Source organism: Sulfitobacter sp. SK025, assembly GCF_003352105.1.
GTDB classification, from domain to species: Bacteria; Pseudomonadota; Alphaproteobacteria; order Rhodobacterales; family Rhodobacteraceae; genus Sulfitobacter; species Sulfitobacter pontiacus.
The window spans coordinates 1,431,538-1,455,912 of record NZ_CP025808.1; the positions used below are offsets into that span (position 1 = coordinate 1,431,538).

Sequence of the window (24,375 nt, forward strand, 5' to 3'; positions counted from 1 at the left end):
ATGGGGGGATATAAACGCCAGCGGGAACGCAAGCGGACAGATGCGCCTTCGGCGAGAGTTTACAGGCAAAATGAAGCGGTTAGTCTTCGGTATGGGTCAGTTTCGGGACGTCGGATGCGCCCGCCGTGCCACGCCCGGAGAGAGAGGGGTTCTCCATGAAGAAGCGGTGGCAGTTGAAGGCGAAGGTGCCTTCTGCAATCTCGGGGCGGGCAAAGCTGCCATCGGGGGACATGACCCAGCTTTGCGCCACATCCGCAAGATTGGCGGCCATGACCTGACTGGTGATCTGCGCCTTGACGGTGGGGTTCTCGATCTCGACCAGGGTTTCGACGCGGCGGGTCAGGTTGCGGCCCATCCAGTCGGCGGAGGACATGAAGACCCGCGATTTCTTATGCGGCAGCCCGTAGCCATTGCCAAAGCAGACGATGCGTGAATGCTCCAGAAAGCGCCCGACGATGGATTTCACGCGGATGTTTTCGGACAGCCCCTTGATGCCGGGGCGCAACCCGCAGATGCCGCGGATCACCAGGCTGATCTTCACCCCTGCCTGGCTCGCGGCGTAAAGCGCGTCGATCACATCCGCATCCACGATGGAGTTCATCTTGGCCCAGATCTCTGCCGGTTTGCCAGCGGCGGCATGGTCGGCCTCGGCGGCGATCATCGCCAGCAGGCGCGGCTTCAACGAGATGGGCGAGATGGCGAGGTTGTCCAGCGTGTCGGGTTGCGCGTAGCCCGACAGGTAGTTGAACACTTTGGTCGCGTCGCGGCCCAGCTTCTGGTCACAGGTGAACAGCGACAGATCGGTATAGATCCGTGCGGTGATCGGGTGATAGTTGCCCGTGCCATAATGGGTATAGGTGACCAGTTGATCGCCCTCGCGGCGCACCACGGTCGAGATCTTGGCGTGAGTCTTGAGGTCGAGAAACCCATAGACGACATGTGCGCCCGCGCGTTCCAGCCGGCGCGACTGGCGGATGTTGGCAGCCTCGTCGAAACGCGCCTTGAGCTCGACCAGCGCGGTGACGGATTTCCCGTCTTCGGCGGCTTCGCACAGCGCCTCGACAATGGGGCTGTCGCGCGAGGTGCGGTAAAGCGTCTGTTTGATCGCCACCACATCGGGATCGCGCGCGGCCTGTGCCAGAAAGCGGACCACCATATCGAAGGTCTCGTAGGGGTGGTGCAGCAGCATGTCCTTGGACCGGATCGCGGCAAACATATCGCCTTCGTGGTCGGTCACGCGTTCGGGGATGCGCGGGGTGAATTGCGGCCAGAGCAGATCGGGGCGGCTATCGGTCACCAGTTCGGACAGGTCGTTGATGCCGATCATCCCGTCCAGTTCGATCACATCCTGCGGGCGCACGCCCAGTTCGGCCATAACCACGGATTTCAGCTTTTCGGGGGCACCGGCGGAATGGGTCAGGCGCACGACCTCGCCGCGGCGGCGGCGTTTCAGGGCGACCTCGAATTCGCGCACCAGGTCTTCGGCCTCTTCCTCGACCTCAAGGTCGCTGTCACGCAGCACGCGGAATTCGAAATGCGCCTTGAGCTTGTAGCCCGGAAACAGCCCCGGCACCTTGAGCACCAGCAGATCTTCGAGCGGCAGGAACCGCAGCGAGCCTTCGGCGGCGGGCAGGGCGACGAAACGGTCGATCTGCGCCGGGATCGGCAGCAGCGCCTGAAGGGGGCGTTTGTCGCTGGTGCGTTCCAGTTGCAGCGCCAGCGCGTAACCGGTGTTGGGGATGAAGGGGAAGGGGTGCGCGGGATCAATCGCCAGCGGGGTCAGAACCGCAAAAACGCGGTGCAGGAATACATCGTCAAGATAGGCCAGATCGGCCGCGTCCAGATCAGCGGCGCGTTCGAGCATGATGTTCTGGTCGTCCATCTCTGACATCAGATCGACCAGCACGCGCTGTTGTTCGGTCATCAGCTTGCGCGCGTCTTCGTTGATCAGCACCAGTTGCTGGGCAGGGGTCAGCCCGTCGCTGGCGGGGGTGGTGTTGCCCGCCTGAGCCAGCTCGCGCAGCCCCGCGACACGCACGGTATAGAATTCGTCGAGGTTGCCTGCCGAGATCGACAGGAAGCGCAGGCGTTCCAGCAGCGGCACGCGGGGGTTCTTGGCCTCTTCGAGAACACGCCAGTTGAACCCGAGCCAGCTGAGCTCGCGGTTATAGAAACGACCGGGGCCGGTGATGTCCAGTTCGGGCATATCCTGCGGCGGAACGAAGGCGGATTCGAGAAAGTCAGCGTTTGTCATGACGGCCTTATGGCGTTGCATTGTAATGGGTTTGTGACGAAATCTGAGAAGATTATCGCGCGGCGTTAAACCCATTGTCCAGCACTTGTGCCGCCAGCGCCCGTGTCACCGGCTTTTGTTGCGCCAGACTGGCGGCATCCAGGGCCGCGACCAGCTCACCCGCGGCTGCGAAAGACCGGTCCATACGCAGCAGCAAATAGGGGATCACATCGGGTTTGGGCGTCAGCTGGCGGTCGGCCAGCAGCTTGGCCATGACGGCCGTGAGCAGGCTGTCATCGGGCGCTTCAAGTGCGGCCGCCGTCGCCGCGCGCATACGGCTGGTCAGATCAGGCAGATGCAGCCCCCATTGGGGCACCGCCGGGGTGCCGGTCAGCAGCAGGCTATGGCCTTCGGCCAGCACCAGATTGTGCAGGTGGAAAAGATGCGTCTCGGCCGCATTATCGCCTGCGATGTCGGGGACGTTCTCGACCGCCAGCGGGCCTTGCGCCAGCGCGGGGATATCGCCCGTGGCAATGTCGCGCGCGTCGATGATACCTGCGCCGGACAGATTGGCCCAGACATGCGCCAGATGGGTCTTGCCTGATCCGGGCGGGCCGGTCAGCACCATCTTGCGCCCCGCCCAGGCCTGCCAGCCCTCGATCATGGCCACGGCAATCGCGTTGGACGGGGCGACGAAAAAGTCGTCCCGTCCCAGTGCCGGGCGGCTGGGAAGGTCAAGTCCAAGCTGTTGTGCCATCGTGTCAGTCCGCCGTTTCGTCCAAGGTCTTGCGCTGCGTGCCCTGATATAGCGAGCTTTCGACATATTGCTCGGTCGCGAAGCGTGCAATCACGCCAAGGGCGGCGGCAATCGGCACGGCGGCCAGCATGCCGACAAAGCCGAACAAAGAGCCAAAGACCGACAGCGCGAGGATCAGCCAGACCGGATGCAGCCCGACCGAATTGCCCACCAGCTTGGGGGTGAGGAAGTTGCCTTCAATCATCTGGCCGAGCACGAAGATGCCCGCCACCATCCCGATCGAGAACCAATCCCCCCAGAACTGGAACAGCGCCAGACCGATGGCCAAGGCTCCGCCCAAAACCGCGCCGAGATAGGGGATGAAGGTGACCAGACCCGCGATAAAGCCCACCACAAGGCCGAATTGCAGCCCCACCAGCATCAGCGCGATGGCATAATAGGCCCCTAAAATCAGGCAGACGGTGCCCATGCCGCGGATGAACCCCGCCAGCGTGCGATCGATGTCACGCGCAAGGCGACGGATCACCGGCGCGTGGTCGCGCGGCAGCAAGCGGTCGATCTGGGCGACCATACGGTCCCAGTCCAGCAGCAGATAGACGGCAACCACCGGCACGATCACAAACAGCACCATCACGTTCAGCAGCGACGCCGCCGAGGAGATCGCCGTGTTCAGCACCTCTCCGCCGCGTTCCTGAATGGTCGACCCGATAGAGTTGATCGAGCTGCGCAGGGTCGATCCTTCGTCCAGCAGGGCGGGGAAACGTTCGGTCAGGAAATTGGTGAAATTGCGGGTCAGCTCGGGGGCGACCTCGAACAGGTTGACGGCCTGATTGATCAAGGTCGGGATCACCAGCAGCGCCATCAGCACGAAGATCAGCAAGGCGACAAGCGTGATCACCATCGTGGCCATCGCGCGGCTTAGGCCCATGGCTTCAAGCCGGTCGGCCACGGGATCCAGGAAATAGGCAATCGCCGCCCCGATCAGAAACGGCAGCAGCACGTTACCGGTGAACCACAGGAACACCAGAAAAATCGCCCCCGCGACACCCCAGTATTTCATCTGATCTCTGATAGGCAGGCCCATGCCGCATCCTCGCATTCTGGTTTCGGTCGACATTGCGCAACGGGGCCGGTTTTTCAAGGCCCGTGGTGAAATGGATCGGCAGCACCCGCCGATAGGGCAGGTGCCTTCGGCGAGGATTTAGAGCCATTTGGAAGCGGGCGTGGCGCGGTCAATACAGGCGGACGCCCTGATCTTGCAGGGTTTTTTGCACGGGCTCCAGCGGCACGGCTTCCAGCGGGCAGCCCGAAGCCAGCGCGATGGCCGCCGCGACGCCCGCGCCTTGGCCCGCCACCGTGCAGCACGCCATGTTGCGCGTGGCGGCATGGGCGATTTTATCGCCGCCGATGGCGCGGCCCGCGACGAGCAGATTCTTCACCCCTTTAGGCAGCATCGCACGGTAGGGGATATGCATGTAGCGTCCCGTGGTGGGGATGATCAGCACGCCGTAGCCGTCGATGAACTCGGGGTAGATGCCGATACTGTCGTCAAAACGGGCCTGCTGGCGCACGTCGGTTTCGGTCATGTTGTAGACCGCGTCGATCTTGCGCGTATCGCGGATGCCGATGCTCATGCCGAAATTGCGCAGCCGCGCGGTCTCGCAGCCCGGCGTATAGGCCTTGAGCGCGTCAATCGCATGCATCGCCTGCGCGCGGCCCTCGATCTCGAAGCGGGTCATGCTGTCGGGGTCGGTGCCGTCGCATTCTGCAAGGTGGACGAGGTTCATATAGGTCATCTCGCCACTGTCATGCACAGCGCCCCATGTGCCCCCGATGGTATTGAGGTTGGCGGGCATGCGCCCGTCGCGGATGGCCTGGGCAAAGGGTTTGGCCAGAAACGGAGAGAACATCGCGTCTTCCTTGCCATCGGTTTCGACCACCCATTCGCCCGTGGACCAATTGGCGTAAGTCTGCGGGTCGGCCTTGACCCCCGCCATGAAGGCCGCCTTATCGACGCCCGCGATGTGGAACATGACCGAGGCGGCCTGCATCTCTTCGACCGGGGTCTTGTAGGTCGGGGCACCGGCACGGTGGGCGACATCGGCGTCGCCCGTGGCATCGATCACGATTTTGGCGAGGATCGCCTCGCGGCCCGCTTTTGATTCGACGATGACGCCCCGGATCGTGTCGCCCTCCATGATGGGTGCTGCGAACTGGCGGTGCAGCATCGGGTGGATGCCTGCTTCGGTCACCAGCCGGTCAGCGACAAGTTTGAACCCCTCGCTGTCCAGCTCGTAGCTGAGCGATTGGGATTCAGGGCTGGCAGCCCCCATCGCCTTGGCGCGTTCCTCGAATTCCCAGCCGATGCCGCCGGCCTCTATCGTCTGTTCATGGCGGTACCAGGCAAAGCCTTCGACACCGACCACGGTGATATTGCCGCCAAAGCAGCCGAACCGGTCGAGCAGCGTCACCTCTGCCCCGGCGCGGGCGGCGGCAAGGGCCGCGGCCAGACCACCGGGGCCGGAGCCGATCACCAGCACGCCAGTCTCGTGGATCACAGGGGTTTCGCGCGCGGGCTCTAGGATCAGGGTCATGGGGCGTTCTTTTTGTTTTGTGCCGCTGACAACAAACGCGTCTGTGCGCCGAGGGTCAATCGGTTGCGGGACGCGGGACCTGGTGCCCCGCTGTTGGTGCCCCGTCTCTTCGTGATTGTCTCGGCGCGGGGATTATCATAGTCAGGTGCCAATTCACTCTGAGAGGATCATCATGCGTCTGTCCCGTTATTTTTTGCCTGTGCTCAAGGAAAACCCCTCTGAGGCGCAGATTGTCAGCCACCGGTTGATGCTGCGGGCGGGCATGATCAAGCAATCGGCGGCGGGGATCTATTCGTGGCTGCCGCTTGGCTTCAAGGTGCTGCGCAAGATCGAAACCATCGTGCACGAAGAACAGCAGCGCGCGGGCCACATCCCGATGCTGATGCCGACGCTGCAATCGGCGGACCTGTGGAAGGAATCCGGCCGCTTTGACGCCTATGGCCCCGAGATGCTGCGTATCAAGGACCGTCAGGACCGTGACATGCTGTATGGTCCCACGAACGAGGAAATGATCACCGATATCTTCCGCAGCCACGTCGGGTCGTACAAGGACCTGCCGATGACGCTGTACCACATCCAGTGGAAATTCCGCGACGAGGTCCGCCCCCGTTTCGGCGTGATGCGGGGCCGCGAGTTCCTGATGAAGGACGGCTATACCTTTGATCTGACAAAAGAAGACGCGCTGCACGCCTATAACCGCCATCTGGTGACCTATCTGCGCAGCTATGAACGCATGGGGCTCCAGGCGATCCCGATGCGTGCGGATTCCGGCCCGATCGGCGGCGACGATACGCATGAATTCCTCGTGCTGGCGGAAACCGGCGAATCCGAGGTGTTCTATGACAGCCAGATCACCGAGCTGAAGTTCGGCGACCGCGAGATCGATTATGATTCCGTCGACCAGTGTCAGGCCGTGATGGAGGAGTTCACCTCGCGCTATGCCCGCACGGACGAGACCCATGACGAAGCGCTCTTTGCCGAAGTCCCCGCCGAACGCCAGCGCAGCGCGCGCGGGATCGAAGTGGGGCAGATCTTCTATTTCGGGACGAAATATTCCGAACCGATGGGGGCGACCGTACAGGGGCCCGATGGCAAGCCTGTGCCGGTGCACATGGGGTCGCACGGCATCGGCGTCAGCCGTCTGCTGGGCGCGATCATCGAGGCGTCGCATGACGACAAGGGCATCATCTGGCCCGAGGGCGTGACGCCGTTCCATGTGGGGATTGTGAACCTCAAGCAGGGCGACGAACAGGCGGATGCGGCCTGTGACGCGCTGTATGCCAGCCTGCAGGCTCTGGGTCTGGACCCGCTGTATGACGACACCAAGGAACGCGCGGGTGGCAAGTTCGCGACGATGGACCTGATCGGCCTCCCATGGCGGATCACTGTCGGGCCGCGGGGGCTGAAAAACGGTGTGGTCGAGCTGACCTCGCGCCGCACCGGCGAAAGTGAAGAGATGACGCCCGAGGCCGCGGTCGAAAAGATCGCCGGGATTTATCGCGGTATCGCTTAACCTTTAACGACAGGCCTTGGAACGAGGGGCCTTGAAAAACGGGGGCGGATCATGAAGCGCTGCACAACGGACCTTTGGGGCGTTTCATGATCCTGCGGGCGCTGACCCTTGCTGGCGGTGTGGCGGGCGCGGCGGTGACCTCGCAATTCCCCGAATACTCTCAGCAATATTTGCAACGGTTGGGCGGGGCGGTCGATGCGCTGCACGAGGTCGTTGCCGATTTCGATGCCAGCGCCCAAGCCGTCGGCCTGTCGCGCAGCGATGCCCTGGCGCAGATGACCGGCACCGCGTTTATGGAGCGGCGCCGCGCCGATATGGCCGCGACCTTTGCCCGCTACGAGACATTGCAAACCGCCCTGACCCGATTGCAGGGGCAGGGGCCTTTCATGCGCGCCTACCACCTGCCGCAGATGTCGGACCCGCAGATCGCGGGGGCAGCGTGGCAGGCGTTTCAGCCCGCCGTACCGTTGAACTTTGCCGGGGTGGTGTTTGCTGGCGTCGGTTTTGTCGCGGGCGGCTTGGGGCTAGCGATGCTGCTGCGACTGTTACGCGCCCCGTTCCGGCGGCGCGGTGCCCGCATACCGGCGCAGGGCCGCTGACACGCACGCCTTTACCTGCGGTACAAGCTGCCGCGCGACCACTCCTCGCTTGACCCTATTCCTAGCTTGACCCGATGCGCCGAAACCGCGAGGTTGCGCGCGATTGATCCCAGATCGGAACCATCCCTTGGCCAAACCAGTATCCTCGACACCGCCCTTCGCCCCTTTTGAATGGATGATCGCCTGGCGCTATCTGCGTGCGCGTCGCGCCGAAGGCGGCGTGAGCGTGATGACCTGGATCAGCTTGATCGGGATCACGCTGGCGGTTTTTGCCCTGATTGCGACCCTTGCCGTGCGGTCGGGCTTTCGGGCTGAATTTGTCGATACGATCCTAGGGGCCAATGCCCATGTGACCGTGTATAATATGGCGTCGGTGGATGAGAACGGCGTGTCCCAGACGGGGATACCCGATTACACCGAGATGGCCGCGCGTGTGGCCCAGGTGCCGGGCGTGACGCAGGTGGCCCCTTTGGTGCGCGGTCAGGTGATGGCCAACAAGGGGCAGGCCAACGCGGGGATCGAGATTTTCGGCATCGAGGCCGCCGATCTGGCCAATATCCCGCGCATCGCCAACCCCGAAACCGCCGATGGCGATCTGGCCGATTTCGAACAGGGCATCGCCATCGGGTCCGGCGTGGCACAGGCGCTGCGGGTCGGCTTGGGCGACACGATCAAGATCATCTCGCCGAACGGGGTGAAAACCGCCTTTGGCACCTCCCCCCGCGTGAATGGCTACGAGGTGACCTATATCTTCTCGGCCGGGCGCTATGACATCGACCGCACCCGCGCCTATCTGCCTCTGGCCGAGGCGCAATCCTTCTTCAACCGCGAAGGCGTCGCCGACGAGCTTGAGGTGATGGTCGAAAACCCCGATAGCGTGGATGATCTGACCGTGCCGCTGCTATCCGCCGCGGGGGAACGCGGCCTGATCTGGACATGGCGCGATGCGTCGGGGTCGTTTCTGAGCGCGCTGGATATCGAGGACCGCGTGATGTTCGTGATCCTCAGCATCCTTGTCTTGATCGCGGCGATGAATATCGTCTCGGGCCTGATCATGCTGGTCAAGAACAAGGGGCGCGACATCGGGATCCTGCGCACCATGGGGCTGAGCGAAGGGTCAATCCTGCGCGTGTTCTTCATCTGCGGGGCCTTCACGGGCATCATCGGCACCGCGATGGGGGTGATCCTTGGCTGTCTCTTCGCGCTCTATGTCGATCAGATTTTTGCCGTCGTGAACTACATCTCGGGGGGCAACGCATGGGATCCATCGATCCGCGGCATCTACTTCCTGCCCGCCAAACTGCAATTCGGTGACGTGATGTCGGCTATCGGCCTGTCGCTTGGCCTGTCCTTCGTCGTCACCATCTTCCCCGCGCGCCGTGCCGCGCGCATGAACCCAGTCGAGGCGCTGCGCTATGAATGATCCTGTTTTGCGGCTCTCGGGGATTGGCAAATCCTACAACCCCGGCCAACCGAACGAAGTCAACGTGCTGCGCGGCATCGACCTGACCGTCGCCGCCGGAGAGGTCGTCGCACTGGTCGCCCCCTCTGGCGCGGGCAAGTCAACGCTGCTGCATATCGCGGGTCTGCTCGACACGCCCGACACCGGCACGGTTGAAATCGGCGGCACCGATATGACAGGGCAGTCCGATCGCAAACGCACTGGCGTGCGGCGGCGCGATGTGGGGTTTATCTATCAGTTCCACCACCTGCTGCCTGAATTTTCTGCGCTGGAAAACATCGTGTTGCCGCAGCTGGCAAACGGTGTCTCGCAGTCCGAGGCGCAGACCCGCGCGCTGTCGCTGTTGGAGGAGGTCGGTATCGGCCACCGCGCCGACCACCGCCCTGCGGCGCTGTCGGGGGGCGAACAGCAACGGGTCGCTTTCTGCCGTGCGCTCGCCAATGCGCCGCGGCTGCTGCTGGCGGATGAACCCACAGGCAACCTTGATCCGACCACCTCGGATCAGGTCTTTGCCGCGCTGATGACGCTGGTGCGGGGCACGGGGCTGTCGGCGGTGATCGCGACCCATAACCTTGAGCTTGCCGCGCGGATGGACCGCCAGATCCGGCTGGAGGCAGGGCAGCTCGTCGCGCTTTAAGGCGGCTGCCTTAATTTATCCTTACCCAGACCCAACGGGCGCCACGAGCAGGGGGCAAACTGTGTCAAAACAGGATGCTGCCATGTCACCTTTGCTCGTCATGCTCTTTGCCGCTTTCGGCCCCATGCTGGCCGTGTTTGACCCGTTTGGCGAGGATACGGAGGATGAGGTCGAGGACGAAGAAATCCCCATCGGCATGCCCGATATGGGGACGACCACGGGCGCAGGCATGGACGATGCACTGACCCCCGACCCGGCAGAGCCTGAAGCCGACGCGCCAACCGCCACGCCGACCGACGTGCCGACCGCGGAGGATCCAGCGGTCGAGACGATCGACGACACCGCGCAACCCCCCGAGGACGACACACAGTCGCAAACCGGCACGGCGGGGGATGATACATTGCAAGGCACCGACGGGCGCGACATTCTGTTTGGCGGGCAGGGTAATGACACGCTTTCGGGCGGGGTCAACGCCCAAGACGGCAGCGACGACGGGGTCGCGGACGAGCTGATCGGCGAAGACGGCGACGACAGCCTGCGATTGGGGGCGAATGACACTGGCATCGGGGGCACGGGCGCGGACAGTTTCACTGCGATCTACGGCGCCACAGGCGGGATCACGGTCAGCGATTATGACGTGGGCACCGATGCCCTGATTGTCGAAACCGACGATGAAAACGCCTCTGTCACCGATCAGACCGTCGCGGATGGAGAGTTGACGGTCACGCTCAGCACAGGGCTCACCATCACCCTGCCGGGGATCGAAAACCCCTTGGCGGAGGATGAAATCCTCTTTGTGCTGACCAACCCGCTACAAGACGCGGCGTGATCGGCCTCAGGCTTGCTGGGTCAACCAGACACCGGCACACATGAGGGCAATGCCAGCGGCCCGCGTTGCCCCCAAGGGCGACACCTGGGCGCCGAACAGCCCGAAATGGTCAATCGCCGCGGCGCTGAAAAGCTGGCCCACCAGAACAAAGAACACCGCGTTGCCGACCCCGAAATGCGGCGCGATAAAGGTGATCGACAGGATGTAGAAGGCTACCAGAAATCCGGCCAGCAGCAGATGCTTCGGGGCCGCGGGGATCTGCGCAAACCCTTGCCGCCCCACCAGCATCGCGACCAGCAAGCTGACCGAAAAAGCCACCACAAACAGCACCGTAGCCGCTGCCGCAGGGGATCCGATCCGGCTGCCAAGCCCCGCGTTCAACGCGGCCAGAACGGGAATGCCAACCCCGGCCAAAAGCATCACAACTGCATAATGCGCCATGAGTATTCCTAATCTTTCCCGTTTCTTGATCCAGATCATGGCGAAGAGCCCCGCCAAGGGCAAGCATCCCCGTGACCTACCGGAGGATCATATGATGAAAACCATAATCGCCCTCGGCGTGCCGCTGTTTCTGGGGCTGGCTGCCTGTATGCCCGCACAGACCCCGCCCGAGGCCCCCGACCGCGCGGAAGGGGCGGCGTTTTTTGCCGAAAACTGCGTGCAATGCCACGGGCTGAACGCCCAAGGGGCCGGCGCCGCGGCCAAGGGCCTTCGCCCACAGCCCCGCGACCTGACCCTACTGGCGCGCGACAATGGCGGGCGGTTTCCGCAGACCAAAACGCTGGCCTATATCTACGGCGACCCTGCAGGCGATGCTACAGACAGCCACCTGCAACGGGTGATGCCACACTTTGGCGAGGGCATGGCGCTGGATCTGGTGCCTGTCGATCTGGATGGCCAGCTGACGCCCACACCACGGGCGCTGGCGGGGCTGCTGGTCTATCTTGAAAGCATCCAGCGTTAACTACAGATCCCGTTCACCTCGACCCCGTCCCAGGGCATACGCACCGCATAGGGCCGGCTTTGGGGCAGGGGTGCTACGGGCATCTCTTGCGAGATCAGCGCATGCAGCCTTTTGGTGCGCGGTGCCTGCGGGTCCAACGCGCGACAGCAGACGAATTCCTCGACGATAGAGCCTTGTTGTTCAAAGGCAAAATCCAGAAACTTCGGGTCGCTCTCCAGATCAAAGAGATACGGGTCCGCCCCGCCGCCATGTTCAAACGCCGCACGCAGCGGCGAATAGCCCGTCGTCTTGCGGTTCTGCCACTGCCAGATATGGGTCAACTCATGGGCAAAGATCATCGCCGCGATCAGCCCGATCCGGTCGGGATAGTCGGGCAGGTAATCGTCCAGATACCAGTCTTCGTCAAACAGCACCGTATTCCACAGCGCCACGGCGGCGGGTTTGGTGGTGATCACCTCGCCGACCTTTTCGGGCGGCAGGATACGTTCGCGACAGGTCGTGCGCGGCCGCGCCTTGCGCGTCATCGTCACCCCCCGCGAGGGCGACCCGTCATGAAGCCGCACCTTGGGGTAATTAAGCGTATCCCCCATGATATCGCCCGCGAACAGCAGCTCATTCTGGGTCAACGGCCGCCCGCAAGAGGCAAGAAACATGAGGAGGATGAAGGCTCGGATCATGGCGAAACGTTGAGTGAAAGCGCAGTGCGGATCAAGCGGTATTTTTGACACGAGGCCTGTGTTGAAATCGTCCGAGGGAAGGTTTCAGGGGCGAACGGGCGGAGCGGATATCCTGCGGAACAGATGTTAAGGGCCGCGCCTGACCCTGGGGCGGAGGCCGTCTTGCAAACTGTCCGGGGGACAGTTTGAGGCTGGAGCGGTCGAAGACCAGGGGGCACGAAGTGCGCCCTCCCGTCGGGAGGGTCGGGCGCGGCCCGAGGCGTGGCCTCGGGCGATCGCGTGATACCGAGGAGAAAGCAGTTCAATTCCGTAGGCGGTCCACAGCTTCTTTTCTGTCGAAGCGCCTTCCCATAGGTGAACGGGGTATGTGCCGAACGCGCATGCGATAAGGTTAGGGAAGTTGTTTAGGAAGGACCTCTTAATGAGAGTCAAAGCCGGTCAGTTCAAGATCAAGCTCAATGGTAGTATACAGTTCCAGTAAATATTGATCGATGGGATCAGGAACTTCTAGAAACTTGAAGCTCATTTTTTTTATCAAGGCGATTTCAGAAATGAATGTTTTTCCGTATACGGCGTGATTTACGATTTCCTGCCTACTATTGCGCGATGAGTAAGTCGCTTTCGCAATTTCGCCATGTTTTGCTCTGGTGCGCTTCAAGGCGAACGAAGCTGAGTTATGCGATCTCGTAACATGCGCTCGAAGGCGCCCTTGAAGGTTGCGAGTGCGGCCGACATAAACTGGTTCTCCGGCCTCATACAGAATGTAGATTCCGGATTTCCCTTTATCCTGGGCGCTTGCTCGGAACATCTCTAGTGGTTCATTCATCAACAAATCGAACAAAGCGGGTATCTTGCTTGTGTAGTCCACAAACGATTTTCGTTCCTCAAACATCCAGCTCCTCCACAAACTGGGCGTTCTCCTGGATATACTGGTAGCGCAGCTCCGGTTTCTTCCCCATCAGACGCTCGACCAGATCGCCGGTCTCTCCGGGCATGTCTTCGTCGACGGTGACGCGGATCAGCTTGCGGGTGGTGGGGTCCATCGTGGTCTCTTTCAGGTCTTTCGCGTCCATCTCGCCCAGACCCTTGAACCGTTGCAGATCGATCTTGCCTTTGCCGCCCAGGCCTTTCTCGAGCCACATGTCCTTTTCCGCATCATCCGCCACATAGACGCGCTTGGCCCCTTGGGTCAGACGGTAAAGCGGCGGACAGGCGAGGTAGAGGTGCCCGGCGTCGATCATCGGGCGCATCTGGGTGTAGAAGAACGTCATCAGCAGCGCCGCGATATGGGCCCCGTCGACATCCGCATCGGTCATGATGATGATCTTGTCATAGCGCAGGTCATCAAGGTTGAACTTCGTGCCCATCCCGACGCCAAGCGCCTCGCATAGATCGTTGATCTCGGCATTGGTGTTCAGCTTGCTCGACGCGGCCCCCAACACGTTGAGGATCTTGCCCTTCAGCGGCAGCAAGGCTTGCGTGTTCCGGTTGCGCGCACCCTTGCCGGACCCACCGGCGGAATCGCCCTCCACGATGAACAGCTCGGTGCCTTCGCGGGTCTTGGAGGTACAGTCGGTCAGCTTGCCGGGCAGGCGCAGCTTTTTCGTGGCGGTCTTGCGCGCGGTCTCTTTTTCCTGACGGCGGCGCAGGCGTTCTTCGGCGCGCAGCACAAGGAAATCAAGGATCGCACCCGCGCTTTTGGTATCCGCCGCCAGCCAGTTGTCAAAGTGGTCGCGCACGGCGTTTTCCACCATGCGCTGCGCGTCCACAGTCGCCAGACGGTCCTTGGTCTGGCCCACGAATTCAGGCTCGCGGATAAAGCAGGACACCAGCGCACAGCCGCCGGTGATCAGATCGTCGCGGGTGATGGTGCCGGCTTTTTTATTGCCGACCAGCTCGCCGTAGGCTTTTACGCCTTTCAGGATCGCGGACCAAAAGCCGGCCTCGTGGGTGCCGCCTTCGGGTGTGGGGATGGTGTTACAATAGGACTGGATGAAGCCATCGCGCGACGGCGTCCAGTTGATCGCCCATTCGACCTTGCCCGGTGCGTTGAACTTCTCGCGGAAGTCGACGGTGCCACCAAAGGGATGCTCGGCGTAGGTTGTCGACCCTTTCAGCGTTTCGTTCAGATAGTCCGACAGGCCGCCGGGGAAGTGGAACGTCGCCTCTTGCGGGGTGTCGCCGTCCTGCTGGCCGCATTTCCACCGGATTTCAACGCCGGAAAACAGATAGGCTTTGGACCGCGCCATCGTGAACAGCCGCGCGGGCTTGAGCTTGAGCGGGCCAAAGATCTCTGCATCGGGGTGGAAGGTGACAGCCGTGCCGCGCCGGTTCGGGGCCGCGCCGATTTTCTCAAGCTTGCCTTGGGGGATGCCGCGCGAAAACTCCATCGCGAACAGCTCGCGGTTGCGCGCGACCTCGACCCGCAGGTGATCCGACAGCGCGTTGACCACGGACGACCCCACGCCGTGCAGACCGCCCGAAGTCTCGTACGAATCGCCCGAGAATTTGCCGCCCGCGTTCAGCGTGCAAAAGATGATCTCCAGCGCCGATTTGCTGGGGTCTTTGGGGTGCGGATCGGTGGGGATGCCACGCCCGTTGTCACGCACGGTGACATGGCCGTTTTCATGCAATTCCAGCTCAATCCAGGTGGCATGGCCCGCGACGGCCTCGTCCATCGAGTTATCGATGATTTCCGCGACCATATGGTGCAGCGCGCGATCGTCCTTGCCCCCGATGTACATGCCGGGGCGCAGGCGCACGTGCTCCATATCCTCAAGAACCTGGATCGAAGAGGCATCATATTCCTTGGCGTTGCTCTGCGCACCGGAAAGAAGATCGGACATGTAGGGGCCTGCCTGTCTGTTGCTTTTGTTGAGCCTCCCACTATGCCAGAGCGCTATGGTCGGGGGAAGGGCGGATGACGTCGCAATGCGGTGTTTCCTGTGGCTGTGCCTTTGCTATCATCGCTGCAAGAAACCGTTGGAAGGCTTGCTATGACGTTTGACACCGTTACCCCCACCACCCTGCGCGATGTGCCCGACTGGCGCTATATGATGCAGGAATGTGACGAGCTTTATCGCTACCTGCCCGCGGGCGGCAGCGACCGGATCAAAAGCCATCAACGCAAGGCGCGCGAGGCCATCGCAAGGCTGCTGCGGGGCAATGCCGAACTGCGGTTGCAGCCGCGTGCGGAAAAGCCCGTCACCGCCCATTTGCGCCGCGCGCTGGACGAGGGCAAGCAGGGGGCCTTGGCCCCCGCGGTCCGGGCGCTGGATGCCGTGGCCCATGACCTCAGCTGGCAATACGGCTACGAGAAAGTCCCCAAGGGGCTGACCAACAGCTACGCCTATGCCGAACTTGCAGGAGCGCAGGGACCGGTGGTCAGCCATGATATCATTCTGGGCGTGGTGCTCTTCGCGCCGGGCTGCACCTATCCGGCCCATGCCCATAAGGGGATCACCGAAAGCTACGTCTGTCTGTCAGGCGCGGTGTCCGAGAACCATCAGGGCGTCTATGTGCCCGGTTCGATGATCTTTAACCCGCCCGAACATCTGCACCGCATCACAGTGGGCGACCGCGAACCGGCGCTTCTGGCCTATGCGTGGATGGGCGATCCTGCCGATCTGCACCAGCAGAAAATGGTCTTTACCCGCGCCCGTAAATAACGCGCAGGACGGGGCAGGCGTGGCCTAAAGCCAGTTCAATATGGCCTCCGCCACCTCTTGCGGTTTTTGGTGGTGTAGCCAGTGATCCGCGCCCTCGATGGTGACGCGGGTCAGGTCAGGGGCGTAGTCCTCAAGCCCGCGGGTCGTCTCGGGCAGCAGCGCGGTATCATCGGTGCCCCAGACCAGCAGGTGCGGGCAGCGCACCTGCAACCGCGCCGGATCAAAGCTCAGCGCGTCGTCAATCGCCTCGCCCTCGGCCCCCAGTTTCAGCGGAGAGGCGCGGTACCAGTTCACCATCCCGCGCAGCCCCGCCGCATCGCGCCACGCTGCCTTGTAGCCCGCCAACGTCTCGCCCTCTAGCCAGCTCATATCCATATGCGCCGAGAACAGCCCCATCAGCCTGTCGAAATCATCCGCGGCCAGAATATCCTCTGACCCCTCACGGCGCAGGAAATGGATGTATTGCGACGCATCGGTCTGCGCACCGCCCTTGGCAAGCTCGCGCTGGAAGGGGGCGGGGTGGACGCCGTTCATGATGATCAGTTTCGATACCAGATCAGGCCGCCCGATGGTCAACGCATAGGCGACAGAGGCCCCCCAGTCATGGCCCAGCAGGATCACGGGGTCGTCCCCGATCAGCGCCGCCATATCCGACACCAGCTTCGATGTCTTATACTGCTCTACCTCGGCGGGTCGCCAGCTTTGCCCATAGCCGCGCTGGTCGGGGGCAATGCAGTGGAACCGCTTGGCCAGCAGCGGGGCCAGATCGTTCCACGCGCCCGAATACTCGGGAAAGCCATGCAGCATCAGCAGCTTGGGCGCGTCCTCATGGCCCCAGTGGCGGATAAAGAAAGGATTGCCGTTGATCCGGCGGGTTTCGGTCCCATGGGCGGTCATGTCGTCTTCCTTTTCGGTTTGTCCGGGGCGGGGCCGGCGGGCAAATGCTCCAGCCGCAGCCCTGCGGCGGAGCCCGGGGCGAAACCGGGCCAGTCAGCCCCGTCCAGCATCCCGGCGGTGTCGTCACCGCGCAGATGCATCCCCATGAAGGCGGCCGCATAATGTTGCGCGATGTTGTTCATGCGCAGCGTGTCCCAGACCGGATCGGCATAGTGCTGGAACGGTGCCCACCCCAGCAGATCCGAATGCGCCCAGCTTTCCAGCGGGGCAGGGATCGGTGCGGCGGCATTATGGCCCGCGTTGATAAAGCTTAACAAATAGCGGTCGCTGGCGCAGCCGGTGAAGAGGCGGCGCATCGCGGCATAGTCTGATACATCATCTACGGTGCCGGCCATCATGAACAGCGGCGTGTCCATCTGCGCCAGCCCACCGGCATCCCACATCGCCTGCCCGTTGCCCCAAGGGCCGATGGGCATGATCGCGCACAGCCGCGGGTCGCGCAGGGCGGCGTGGGTCTTGGACCCCGCAAGATGCCGCGCAAGGCTGTCGCCCTCGGGCGCGCGGGGATGCTGCAACGCCGTCTCGGCCAGACCGGCTCCGCCAAAGATCATCGCCCCGTAGCCGCCCATGGAATAGCCGATCAGCCCGACGCGGCGACAATCCACCAGATCGCCCAAGGGCCCCGTCAGCGCCTCCATCGCGTCAATCACCGCGCGCTGGTCCAGCGGACGGTTCAGCAACGTCACCCCGAAGGCCTGCTGATCGTCATAGGTACTGCCCGCGTGATCCGGTGCCGCCACGACAAACCCTTGGCGCGCAAGGGATTCCGCCAGATGGCTCAGCAAAAAGCGGTTCCCGGGATACCCGTGCGAGATCACGATCAACGGCGCAGAAATTCCCGCGGCGACAAAAGCCTCGCGGCAGGCCGACCCGTGCAGGACAGTCGGCGTCACCCCGTCGCGCAGCAAGGTGGCATAGGACGTCCCCGCACCCGTGCCCTCGGCCGTCGGATACCAGACCTCTAGCGTCAACTGGCGCGTGTCGGACACAGCGGCGGTCAGGGTGGTCACGCCAATGGGATGGGGGCCACGCTGCGCCAGCGCTGGCGCGTCGGGGCGCAGCAGATCGATGCGGTTGTGCAAGGCGGTATCCTCCCAACTTCGGTGTCGCGACTGTGGCGCGGCCAGCCGCAGGGTGCAAGCCCGCCCGACGACGCAGACAGCCGCGCTGCCTTCCCCTAGGTCATCGGCTCTTTCCCTTGCGGGCGGGGCGGCGTAGGAAAGGCGCATGACACAGCAAATGACATATCCGGGCCACGCCCGAGCCATCACCGTGATGGGGCTTCCGCTTGTAGGCGGGCATCTGGGGCAGATCGCGATCGGGGTCTCCGACACGGTCATGGCGGGCTGGTACAGCGTAGAGGCGCTGGCCGCTGTCACCCTCGCCAGCACATATTTCTTCGTGCTGCTGATCTTCGGATCGGGCTTTGCATGGGGCGTGATGCCGCTGGTCGCCGCCTTTGACGCCGAGGGCGACGAGGTCGGCCTGCGCCGCGCCACCCGCATGGGCATGTGGCTGTCGATGGGCTTTGCCGTGCTGGCGCTGCCGCTGATGATCTGGTCGCGGCCGATCATGGCATTGATGGGGCAGGATCAGGCGCTGGCCGATATGGTCGACGGCTATCTGTTCATCGCCGCTTGGGGCATCTTCCCCGCGCTGATGGTCATGGTGCTGAAAAGCTACCTCGCCGCGCTGGAACGCACACAGGTCGTGCTCTGGATCACGCTGCTGGCGGGCGTCGCGAATGTGCTGGCCAACTATGCGTTCATCTTCGGCAACTGGGGCGCGCCAGAGCTTGGCGTGCGCGGTGCGGCCATCGCCTCTGTCACGTCGCACAGCGTGTCGCTGGTTGCCGTGGTGATCTATGTGCTGTGGAAAATGCCGCAACACCAGATGTTTGTCCGCCTCTGGCGCCCCGATTGGGAGATGTTGGCCCGTGTTTTCCGCCTTGGCCTGCCCATCGGCTTCACAGGGTTAAGCGAGGTCGGGCTCTTTGCCGCCAGCGCCGTTATGATGGGGTGGCTGGGCACTGTGGCACTGGCCGCCCACGGCATCGCGCTGCAACTGGCGTCGATCACCTTTATGGTGCACCTTGGTATCAGCAACGTGGCTACGATCCGCGCAGGCAATGCCTATGGCCGCCGCGATCCGGCGCATCTGGCGCGTGGCGCGATCACCGCGACGGTGATGTCGGCGCTGGTCGCAGTGTTGACGATCTTTGTCTTCGTTATGTGGCCCGAACCGCTGATCAACCTGTTCATGCAACGTGACGAACCCGCGCGTGACCAGATCCTTGTGATCGGGGTGGGGCTGCTGGCGATGGCGTCACTGTTCCAGCTTGTCGATGGCGCGCAGGCCGTGGCCTTGGGCATTCTACGCGGAGTGCAGGACACCACAGTGCCGATGCTCCTTGCGGGCTTCAGCTATTGGATCGTGGGCATGCCCGCGTCGTATCTGCTGGGCTTTGTCTTTGATCTTGAAGGGGTCGGGGTCTGGCTTGGGCTGGTCTTTGGCCTTGGCGTGGCGGCGATCCTGCTGAACGCGCGCTTCTGGGGCAGCGTGCTGAAACGTCTGGGGCCAACAGACCCCGCAGCCGCGTAACACCGCTTCCTGACCGGCAGCCGCCTAGGGCAGCCGGTCGGCCTTCTTGCGTACCAAGGTGCTGCGCAGATCATGCATCGCCAACAGCAGCGCGTCCGTGACAGCATCAAGCTGGTCGTCCGTGGCCTTTGACTGCACCCATTGCGTTGTCAGGTTCAGATAATCCACCGCACGGTGGATATCGTCGATGTCGCGCTGCGCCAGCACCTGTGCGCGCTCGGTCATCCACTGGCGGATACGCGCCAGATCGCCCTCCGACAGCACGCGATCGCCTTGGGGTTTGATCTCGCCGTTGCGGATGTTCACAACGGCGATCTGGTCCATCTCGATCCGCCGCTGGCGGTTCTCTGCATCCACGCGAAACACCGCCGCGCCATTCTCGCGCACGCGAAAGTAATACTCTGGCAGGTCGCTCGCCATGGGGGGCTCCTTTACGGTCTGGCTTAGCTCAGCGCGGCGCAGAACTGCTGCAAACGGGTGCAGGCTTCTTTCAGCGCCTCGTCCGAGGTGGCATAGCTGATGCGGAAGTTCGGGCTCAGGCCAAAGGCCGCGCCAAAGACGACGGCAACACCGGTGTCTTCCAGCAGCGCCGTGGCGAAAACCTCGTCATCGGTGATAGTGACGCCCGACGGGGTGGTCTTGCCGATCAGCCCTGCGATGGACGGGTAGACATAGAACGCGCCTTCGGGTTTGGGGCAGACGATGCCGTCGATCTCGCTCAGCATATCCACCACCAGATTGCGACGGCGGGTGAACATCTTGTTGTTCTCGGCGATGTAATCCTGCGTGCCGTTCAACGCCTCCACCGCGGCCCATTGGCTGACGGTGCAGGGGTTCGACGTGGATTGCGATTGTACCTTGCGCATCGCGCCGATCAGCTTTTCCGGCCCCGCCGCATAGCCGATGCGCCAGCCGGTCATGGCATAGGCTTTGGACACACCGTTGACCGTCAACGTCCGGTCATACAGCGCGGGCTCCACCTGCGCGGGGGTGCAGAATTTGAAATCATCATAGGCCAGATGTTCATACATATCATCGGTCATCACCCAGACATGGGGGTGACGCATCAACACATCGGTCAACGCTTTCAGCTCATCCCAGCTATAGCCCGCGCCCGTGGGGTTCGAGGGCGAGTTGAAGATGAACCATTTCGTATTGGGCGTAATCGCCTCTTCCAAGGCCTCTGGGGTCAGCTTGAAATCATTCTCCAGCGTCGCGGGGGCAATCACCGGCGTGCCACCGGCCAGCAGCACCATATCGGGGTAGCTGACCCAATAGGGCGCAGGGATCACGACCTCTTCGCCGGGGTTCATCGTGGCCATCAGCGCGTTGTACAGGATCTGCTTGCCACCGGTCCCGACGCTGACCTGAGACGGCGTATAGTCCAGCCCATTGTCGCGCTTGAACTTGGCGCAAATCGCCTGCTTCAGCTCGGGGATACCGTCCACGGCGGTGTATTTCGTCTTGCCCGCGGTGATCGCGGCGATACCGGCGTCCTTGATATTCTGCGGCGTGTCGAAATCCGGCTCTCCGGCACCCAGCCCGATCACATCCTTGCCTGCGGCCTTCAGCTCGGCGGCTTTTTGGGTCACGGCGATGGTGGGCGACGGTTTTACGCGCGCAAGGGTCTTGGACAGCAGTTCCATTTCGGCCTCAGTTTGTTATGTGTTCGTGATACTCATAGGGCTGACCCCCGCACCGATCAAGCCAGATCGGTCCAAACAGGAGAGACGCAATGGCCGAGAACGAAGACTGGTACGCATCCGACGTGGCAACCTTTGGCGACCGGGTCGCCGCCGCGCGCGAGAACGCGGATATGACACAAGCCGCGCTCGCCAAGCGGTTGGGGATCAAGCAATCCACCCTGCGCGGCTGGGAAGACGACCTGTCCGAACCCCGCGCCAACCGCCTGTCCACGCTCGCCGGGGTCCTGGGCGTGTCGATGATGTGGCTGATCAACGGCGAGGGCGAAGGCATCGACGCCCCCGATGACACAGCCGCCACCGACGCCAATATCAAAGAAGCATTGATCGAACTGCGCGACATGCGCGCCGATCTGTTGAAACGGGCCGAACAAATGGGCCGTCTCGAAAAGAAACTACGCCGGATTTTCAAAGGGAACACCCATGGCTGAGCTGCACGAACACAAGGTCAAACGTCTGCATATGCGCTCCATGCGGCGAGGTATTAAGGAAATGGATCTCATTTTACCTTCTTATGCCTCGACCCGTCTCGCGACGATGGATGACGCGGCATTGTCACTATATGACGACATGCTAAGCGAGAATGATCACGATCTTTATCAATGGGTTACGGGGCAAACACCTGCGCCCGAACCCTTTACCGCGCTGATCGCGGACATCCAGACTCATCTGGCTGCAAACCCGCTTTAGGCGCGGTTTCCCCTGCGGATGTCGGCCCCCGCACGCCGACATCCGTCCGGTTTAACGATATATTTTATTTTTATCTTCAGCTTCCGCCCCAATCGCAATGTCGGAGTTGAATATGAGTATCCAAAACCCCATCCCCATCCCCCCGTCAGAGGCGGGATTCATGCAAAGCTACCTCGATGCGCTCGGGCTGGTCGAACGGCTGCACCGCCTGTTGCTGGACGTGATCAAGGATGAATTCGAACGCGTCGGCGTGCTGGACATCAACGCCGTGCAGGCGCTGCTGCTGTTCAACATCGGCGATAATGAAGTCACCGCCGGAGAGTTGAAAAGCCGCGGCTACTATCAGGGCAGCAACGTCAGCTATAACCTGAAAAAACTGGTGGATATGGGCTATATGCACCACCAGCGCTGCCAGATCGACCGCCGCTCGGTGCGCGTGCGGCTGACCGGCAAGGGGCGTCACATCAGCGGCGTCGTGTCAGACCTGTTTGGTCGCCACGCCAGCGGGCTGATGCACAAGGGCGCGCTGGGCGCATCGGGCATGGATGACATCACCCGCGCGCTCAAACGGATGGAACGCTACTGGACGGACCAGATCCGCTATATCTACTGACCGCGCAGGGCGGGCGGGGCTTCGTCAGCTAGTTGCGCCAGCGACAGCACCGCCAGCTCGCGCAGCAGCTTGGTGGTCATGGCAGATTGATAGGCATCAAACCCCGCGGCGGGCAGGGCAAAGGCACCGGGGCCGGTGATCACCTCTGCCACGAAATACCCCGTTAGCGTTCTGTCCTCCCCCGCCGCTTCGACCACCAGCGCGTTTACCGTCAGGTCACGTCCCGCAAGCTGTCGTTTCACGTCACGGGGGCGGGGCCCAAGGTTGGATATCCCGTCGCCCGAGATATCAAGCGTGTGCTTCAAACATGCGGGCCGCTGCGCCAGATAGGCCGCCCCCGCCGCCACCGCCACGCCAAGCGCGGTGCCGGGCGACGCCGCCGCGCGCTCTACCTGTCGCAGCCCGTCGATCAGCTCTTGCAGGGCGGCGGCATTACTGATCGACCGCCACGGGGCAATAACGCGCTGGTCTGTCGGGCCGCTCCATTCATAGACCAACAGGGACACCGGTGCTTCCGGTGCCGACAGGATCGCCGCGCGCACCGCCGGATCGTCCAGGGCCCCGGCAACCCCGTCCAATTGCAAGCGGTACTCCCGCGCATCGACGGACCCCGACACATCCAGCCCCAAGGCCAAGGCCTGCCGACACTCCGCCACGCCAGCCGACGCCCAAAGCGTTGCGCCGACAAGGGCCGCAACCCCGGCGCGGATCATCCCGCGTCCTCGACCACGGGCAGGCTGCCAATCGCAGGGGGCGTCAGCTCGCGTTCCAGCTTGATCCGCATGGCGCGTTCAAAATCCTCGAACCCGTTGGCGATCACCAGAAACGCGCCGGGGCCGTGCAAGACTTCGCGTTTGTAAAAGGCGATCAGCCCTGTCTCGGCCTCGAAATCGGCGGCATTCACCACCAACCCGTTGACCGTCACATCGTCGAAATCAAACGACCGATAGGCCAGCGGCGGGCCAAAGCCTTCGTTGTTCTGACCATCCCCCGCCAGATCAATTGTCTTGTATAAACAACGCGGTGCCCGCGCCATGACCGCCGCACCAAACCCCAGCGCATAGCCCATGGCCGTGGGGAAATCATTGTGACTGCGCTGGCTACCCGCCACCACGCCGGCCGCGCGCGTCAGATCGTCGGGCGAGTCTATCATCTGCCAATCGAGCACCATCTGTTGGTTATAGCGCCCCGACCATTCATAAACGGCCAGCGCCACCGGCAGATCACTGGCGAAAAACGCCCGCCGCACCGGGTCCGACAGCAACGCGGCGGCGGTGCCGCCACGCTGCAAACGGTCCTCGACCGCATCAACCGAACTGGACACATCCATCGCCAGCAGCAACGCCAGCCGACACTCCGCCGCCGCAAGGGCCGCGGGTGCGACGCCCAGCGCTGTGGCAAGGAAGGCCGTCCGGATCATCGGCTTACCAATGGCCGGTGTTTTCCATGCTGGCCCAGGGTTCCTGCGGCTCCAGCCGGTCCCCTTCTTGCAGCAATTCGACCGACACATTGTCGGGGGACCGGATGAACGCCATATACCCGTCGCGCGGAGGACGGTTGATCGTGATCCCGTTCTCTTGCAACATCTTGCAGGTTTCATAAATGTTTTCAACAGTATAGGCGAGGTGCCCGAAATGACGGCTGTCATCGGGCAGCGCATCATCGCCGTCCCAGTTATAGGTCAGCTCCACATCCGCATGGCCGTCGTCCTGCCCGGGAGGGCACATGAAAATCAGCGAAAACCGCCCATCCTCATTGTCGATCCGGCGGCGCTCTTTCAGGCCCAGCAGCTCGTAGAAGGCTTGCGATTTCTCCAGATCCTTGACGCGCACCATCGTGTGCAAATATTTGATCGGCATGGGTTGGCTCCTTTGCTTT

General features: G+C 62.6%; 26 protein-coding genes. 11 read left to right on the forward strand and 15 right to left on the reverse strand.

The genetic code is table 11. The features are described 5' to 3' along the window. Positions 1–79: 79 nt before the first annotated feature. The 4 genes from C1J04_RS06870 to C1J04_RS06885 form a co-directional block, all read right to left on the reverse strand. The gene (locus C1J04_RS06870; RefSeq protein ID WP_037954292.1) at positions 80–2,254 is read right to left on the reverse strand and encodes an RNA degradosome polyphosphate kinase; all 2,175 of its coding nucleotides are present in this window, start codon (positions 2,252–2,254) and stop codon (positions 80–82) included. A gap of 52 nt (positions 2,255–2,306) precedes the next feature. Beyond that, positions 2,307–2,990, reverse strand: a complete 684-nt coding sequence (locus tag C1J04_RS06875; protein ID WP_009826518.1) for a hypothetical protein — start codon at positions 2,988–2,990, stop codon at positions 2,307–2,309. Positions 2,991–2,994: 4 nt separating this feature from the next. After that, on the reverse strand, positions 2,995–4,074 hold the full coding sequence (locus C1J04_RS06880; protein WP_009826519.1) for an AI-2E family transporter: 1,080 nt from the start codon (positions 4,072–4,074) through the stop codon (positions 2,995–2,997). A 148-nt stretch (positions 4,075–4,222) separates the two neighbouring features. Beyond that, positions 4,223–5,584 (reverse strand): FAD-dependent oxidoreductase, encoded by a 1,362-nt coding sequence (locus C1J04_RS06885; protein WP_009826520.1) that lies wholly within the window; start codon positions 5,582–5,584, stop codon positions 4,223–4,225. 172 nt (positions 5,585–5,756) lie between these two features. Between C1J04_RS06885 and proS the strand changes: the two genes are divergently transcribed. From proS to C1J04_RS06910, 5 genes are all read left to right on the forward strand, one after another. Then, positions 5,757–7,097 carry a proline--tRNA ligase gene (gene proS, locus C1J04_RS06890; RefSeq protein WP_009826521.1) on the forward strand — a complete coding sequence of 447 codons (1,341 nt, stop codon included), beginning with the start codon at positions 5,757–5,759 and terminating at the stop codon, positions 7,095–7,097. Positions 7,098–7,183: 86 nt separating this feature from the next. Beyond that, a complete protein-coding gene (locus tag C1J04_RS06895; protein WP_009826522.1) occupies positions 7,184–7,696 on the forward strand; it encodes a DUF2937 family protein in 513 nt (170 codons plus the stop codon). A gap of 175 nt (positions 7,697–7,871) precedes the next feature. Beyond that, entirely contained in the window at positions 7,872–9,119 is a 1,248-nt protein-coding gene (locus tag C1J04_RS06900; protein ID WP_009826523.1) for a lipoprotein-releasing ABC transporter permease subunit, read from the forward strand. Further along, positions 9,112–9,795, forward strand: coding sequence for an ABC transporter ATP-binding protein (locus C1J04_RS06905; protein WP_009826524.1), 684 nt, complete (start codon positions 9,112–9,114; stop codon positions 9,793–9,795). The genes C1J04_RS06900 and C1J04_RS06905 overlap by 8 nt, the downstream gene beginning before the upstream one ends. A gap of 82 nt (positions 9,796–9,877) precedes the next feature. Further along, complete coding sequence (locus C1J04_RS06910; protein WP_037954297.1) at positions 9,878–10,624, forward strand: calcium-binding protein; 747 nt, start codon at positions 9,878–9,880, stop codon at positions 10,622–10,624. 6 nt (positions 10,625–10,630) lie between these two features. Here the strand turns inward: C1J04_RS06910 and C1J04_RS06915 are convergent, their stop codons facing one another. Further along, positions 10,631–11,065, reverse strand: coding sequence for a DMT family transporter (locus tag C1J04_RS06915; protein WP_009826526.1), 435 nt, complete (start codon positions 11,063–11,065; stop codon positions 10,631–10,633). Between the two features lie 37 nt (positions 11,066–11,102). Here C1J04_RS06915 and C1J04_RS06920 point away from each other — a divergent pair, with 37 nt between their 5' ends. Further along, positions 11,103–11,588, forward strand: a complete 486-nt coding sequence (locus tag C1J04_RS06920; RefSeq protein WP_254655162.1) for a c-type cytochrome — start codon at positions 11,103–11,105, stop codon at positions 11,586–11,588. Here the strand turns inward: C1J04_RS06920 and C1J04_RS06925 are convergent. The 3 genes from C1J04_RS06925 to C1J04_RS06935 form a co-directional block, all read right to left on the reverse strand. Next, positions 11,585–12,265: a hypothetical protein gene (locus C1J04_RS06925; protein ID WP_005852368.1), complete on the reverse strand. Its 681-nt coding sequence runs from the start codon at positions 12,263–12,265 to the stop codon at positions 11,585–11,587. The two genes, C1J04_RS06920 and C1J04_RS06925, sit on opposite strands and share 4 nt — an antisense overlap. A 418-nt stretch (positions 12,266–12,683) precedes the next feature. Further along, the gene (locus C1J04_RS06930) at positions 12,684–13,157 is read right to left on the reverse strand and encodes a GIY-YIG nuclease family protein (protein WP_009826529.1); all 474 of its coding nucleotides are present in this window, start codon (positions 13,155–13,157) and stop codon (positions 12,684–12,686) included. After that, the gene (locus C1J04_RS06935; RefSeq protein ID WP_114865319.1) at positions 13,150–15,111 is read right to left on the reverse strand and encodes a DNA gyrase/topoisomerase IV subunit B; all 1,962 of its coding nucleotides are present in this window, start codon (positions 15,109–15,111) and stop codon (positions 13,150–13,152) included. The genes C1J04_RS06930 and C1J04_RS06935 overlap by 8 nt, the downstream gene beginning before the upstream one ends. A gap of 150 nt (positions 15,112–15,261) precedes the next feature. On the opposite strand from C1J04_RS06935, the gene C1J04_RS06940 reads away from it, so the two are divergent. Further along, entirely contained in the window at positions 15,262–15,933 is a 672-nt protein-coding gene (locus tag C1J04_RS06940; protein WP_009826532.1) for a dimethylsulfonioproprionate lyase family protein, read from the forward strand. Positions 15,934–15,957: 24 nt separating this feature from the next. Here the strand turns inward: C1J04_RS06940 and C1J04_RS06945 are convergent, their stop codons facing one another. Both C1J04_RS06945 and C1J04_RS06950 read right to left on the reverse strand, forming a co-directional pair. Beyond that, a complete protein-coding gene (locus C1J04_RS06945; RefSeq protein WP_009826533.1) occupies positions 15,958–16,830 on the reverse strand; it encodes an alpha/beta fold hydrolase in 873 nt (290 codons plus the stop codon). Then, on the reverse strand, positions 16,827–18,119 hold the full coding sequence (locus C1J04_RS06950) for an alpha/beta hydrolase family protein (protein WP_009826534.1): 1,293 nt from the start codon (positions 18,117–18,119) through the stop codon (positions 16,827–16,829). Before C1J04_RS06950 ends, C1J04_RS06945 begins: the two co-directional genes overlap by 4 nt. Between C1J04_RS06950 and C1J04_RS06955 the strand changes: the two genes are divergently transcribed. Further along, positions 18,118–19,491 (forward strand): MATE family efflux transporter, encoded by a 1,374-nt coding sequence (locus tag C1J04_RS06955; protein WP_005852382.1) that lies wholly within the window; start codon positions 18,118–18,120, stop codon positions 19,489–19,491. The genes C1J04_RS06950 and C1J04_RS06955 overlap by 2 nt on opposite strands. A 24-nt stretch (positions 19,492–19,515) precedes the next feature. Here the strand turns inward: C1J04_RS06955 and C1J04_RS06960 are convergent, their stop codons facing one another. Then, positions 19,516–19,911 (reverse strand): hypothetical protein, encoded by a 396-nt coding sequence (locus C1J04_RS06960; RefSeq protein ID WP_009826535.1) that lies wholly within the window; start codon positions 19,909–19,911, stop codon positions 19,516–19,518. Positions 19,912–19,934: 23 nt separating this feature from the next. Next, on the reverse strand, positions 19,935–21,137 hold the full coding sequence (locus C1J04_RS06965) for a pyridoxal phosphate-dependent aminotransferase (protein WP_009826536.1): 1,203 nt from the start codon (positions 21,135–21,137) through the stop codon (positions 19,935–19,937). Between the two features lie 89 nt (positions 21,138–21,226). On the opposite strand from C1J04_RS06965, the gene C1J04_RS06970 reads away from it, so the two are divergent. The 3 genes from C1J04_RS06970 to C1J04_RS06980 all read left to right on the forward strand — a co-directional run bounded on the left by C1J04_RS06970 (position 21,227) and on the right by C1J04_RS06980 (position 22,497). Beyond that, positions 21,227–21,625: a helix-turn-helix domain-containing protein gene (locus tag C1J04_RS06970; protein WP_005852388.1), complete on the forward strand. Its 399-nt coding sequence runs from the start codon at positions 21,227–21,229 to the stop codon at positions 21,623–21,625. Continuing rightward, complete coding sequence (locus C1J04_RS06975; protein ID WP_009826537.1) at positions 21,618–21,884, forward strand: succinate dehydrogenase assembly factor 2; 267 nt, start codon at positions 21,618–21,620, stop codon at positions 21,882–21,884. Before C1J04_RS06970 ends, C1J04_RS06975 begins: the two co-directional genes overlap by 8 nt. 112 nt (positions 21,885–21,996) lie before the next feature. Next, the gene (locus tag C1J04_RS06980) at positions 21,997–22,497 is read left to right on the forward strand and encodes a MarR family winged helix-turn-helix transcriptional regulator (protein WP_037943810.1); all 501 of its coding nucleotides are present in this window, start codon (positions 21,997–21,999) and stop codon (positions 22,495–22,497) included. Here C1J04_RS06980 and C1J04_RS06985 read toward each other — a convergent pair. From C1J04_RS06985 to C1J04_RS06995, 3 genes are read right to left on the reverse strand one after another with little or no spacing between them, the layout of a single operon-like run. Continuing rightward, positions 22,491–23,210, reverse strand: a complete 720-nt coding sequence (locus tag C1J04_RS06985; protein WP_009826543.1) for a DUF1194 domain-containing protein — start codon at positions 23,208–23,210, stop codon at positions 22,491–22,493. The two genes, C1J04_RS06980 and C1J04_RS06985, sit on opposite strands and share 7 nt — an antisense overlap. Beyond that, positions 23,207–23,917, reverse strand: coding sequence for a DUF1194 domain-containing protein (locus C1J04_RS06990; RefSeq protein WP_009826544.1), 711 nt, complete (start codon positions 23,915–23,917; stop codon positions 23,207–23,209). The genes C1J04_RS06985 and C1J04_RS06990 overlap by 4 nt, the downstream gene beginning before the upstream one ends. Positions 23,918–23,921: 4 nt before the next feature. Beyond that, complete coding sequence (locus tag C1J04_RS06995; protein ID WP_005852400.1) at positions 23,922–24,356, reverse strand: VOC family protein; 435 nt, start codon at positions 24,354–24,356, stop codon at positions 23,922–23,924. Between the last annotated feature and the right edge of the window lie 19 nt (positions 24,357–24,375).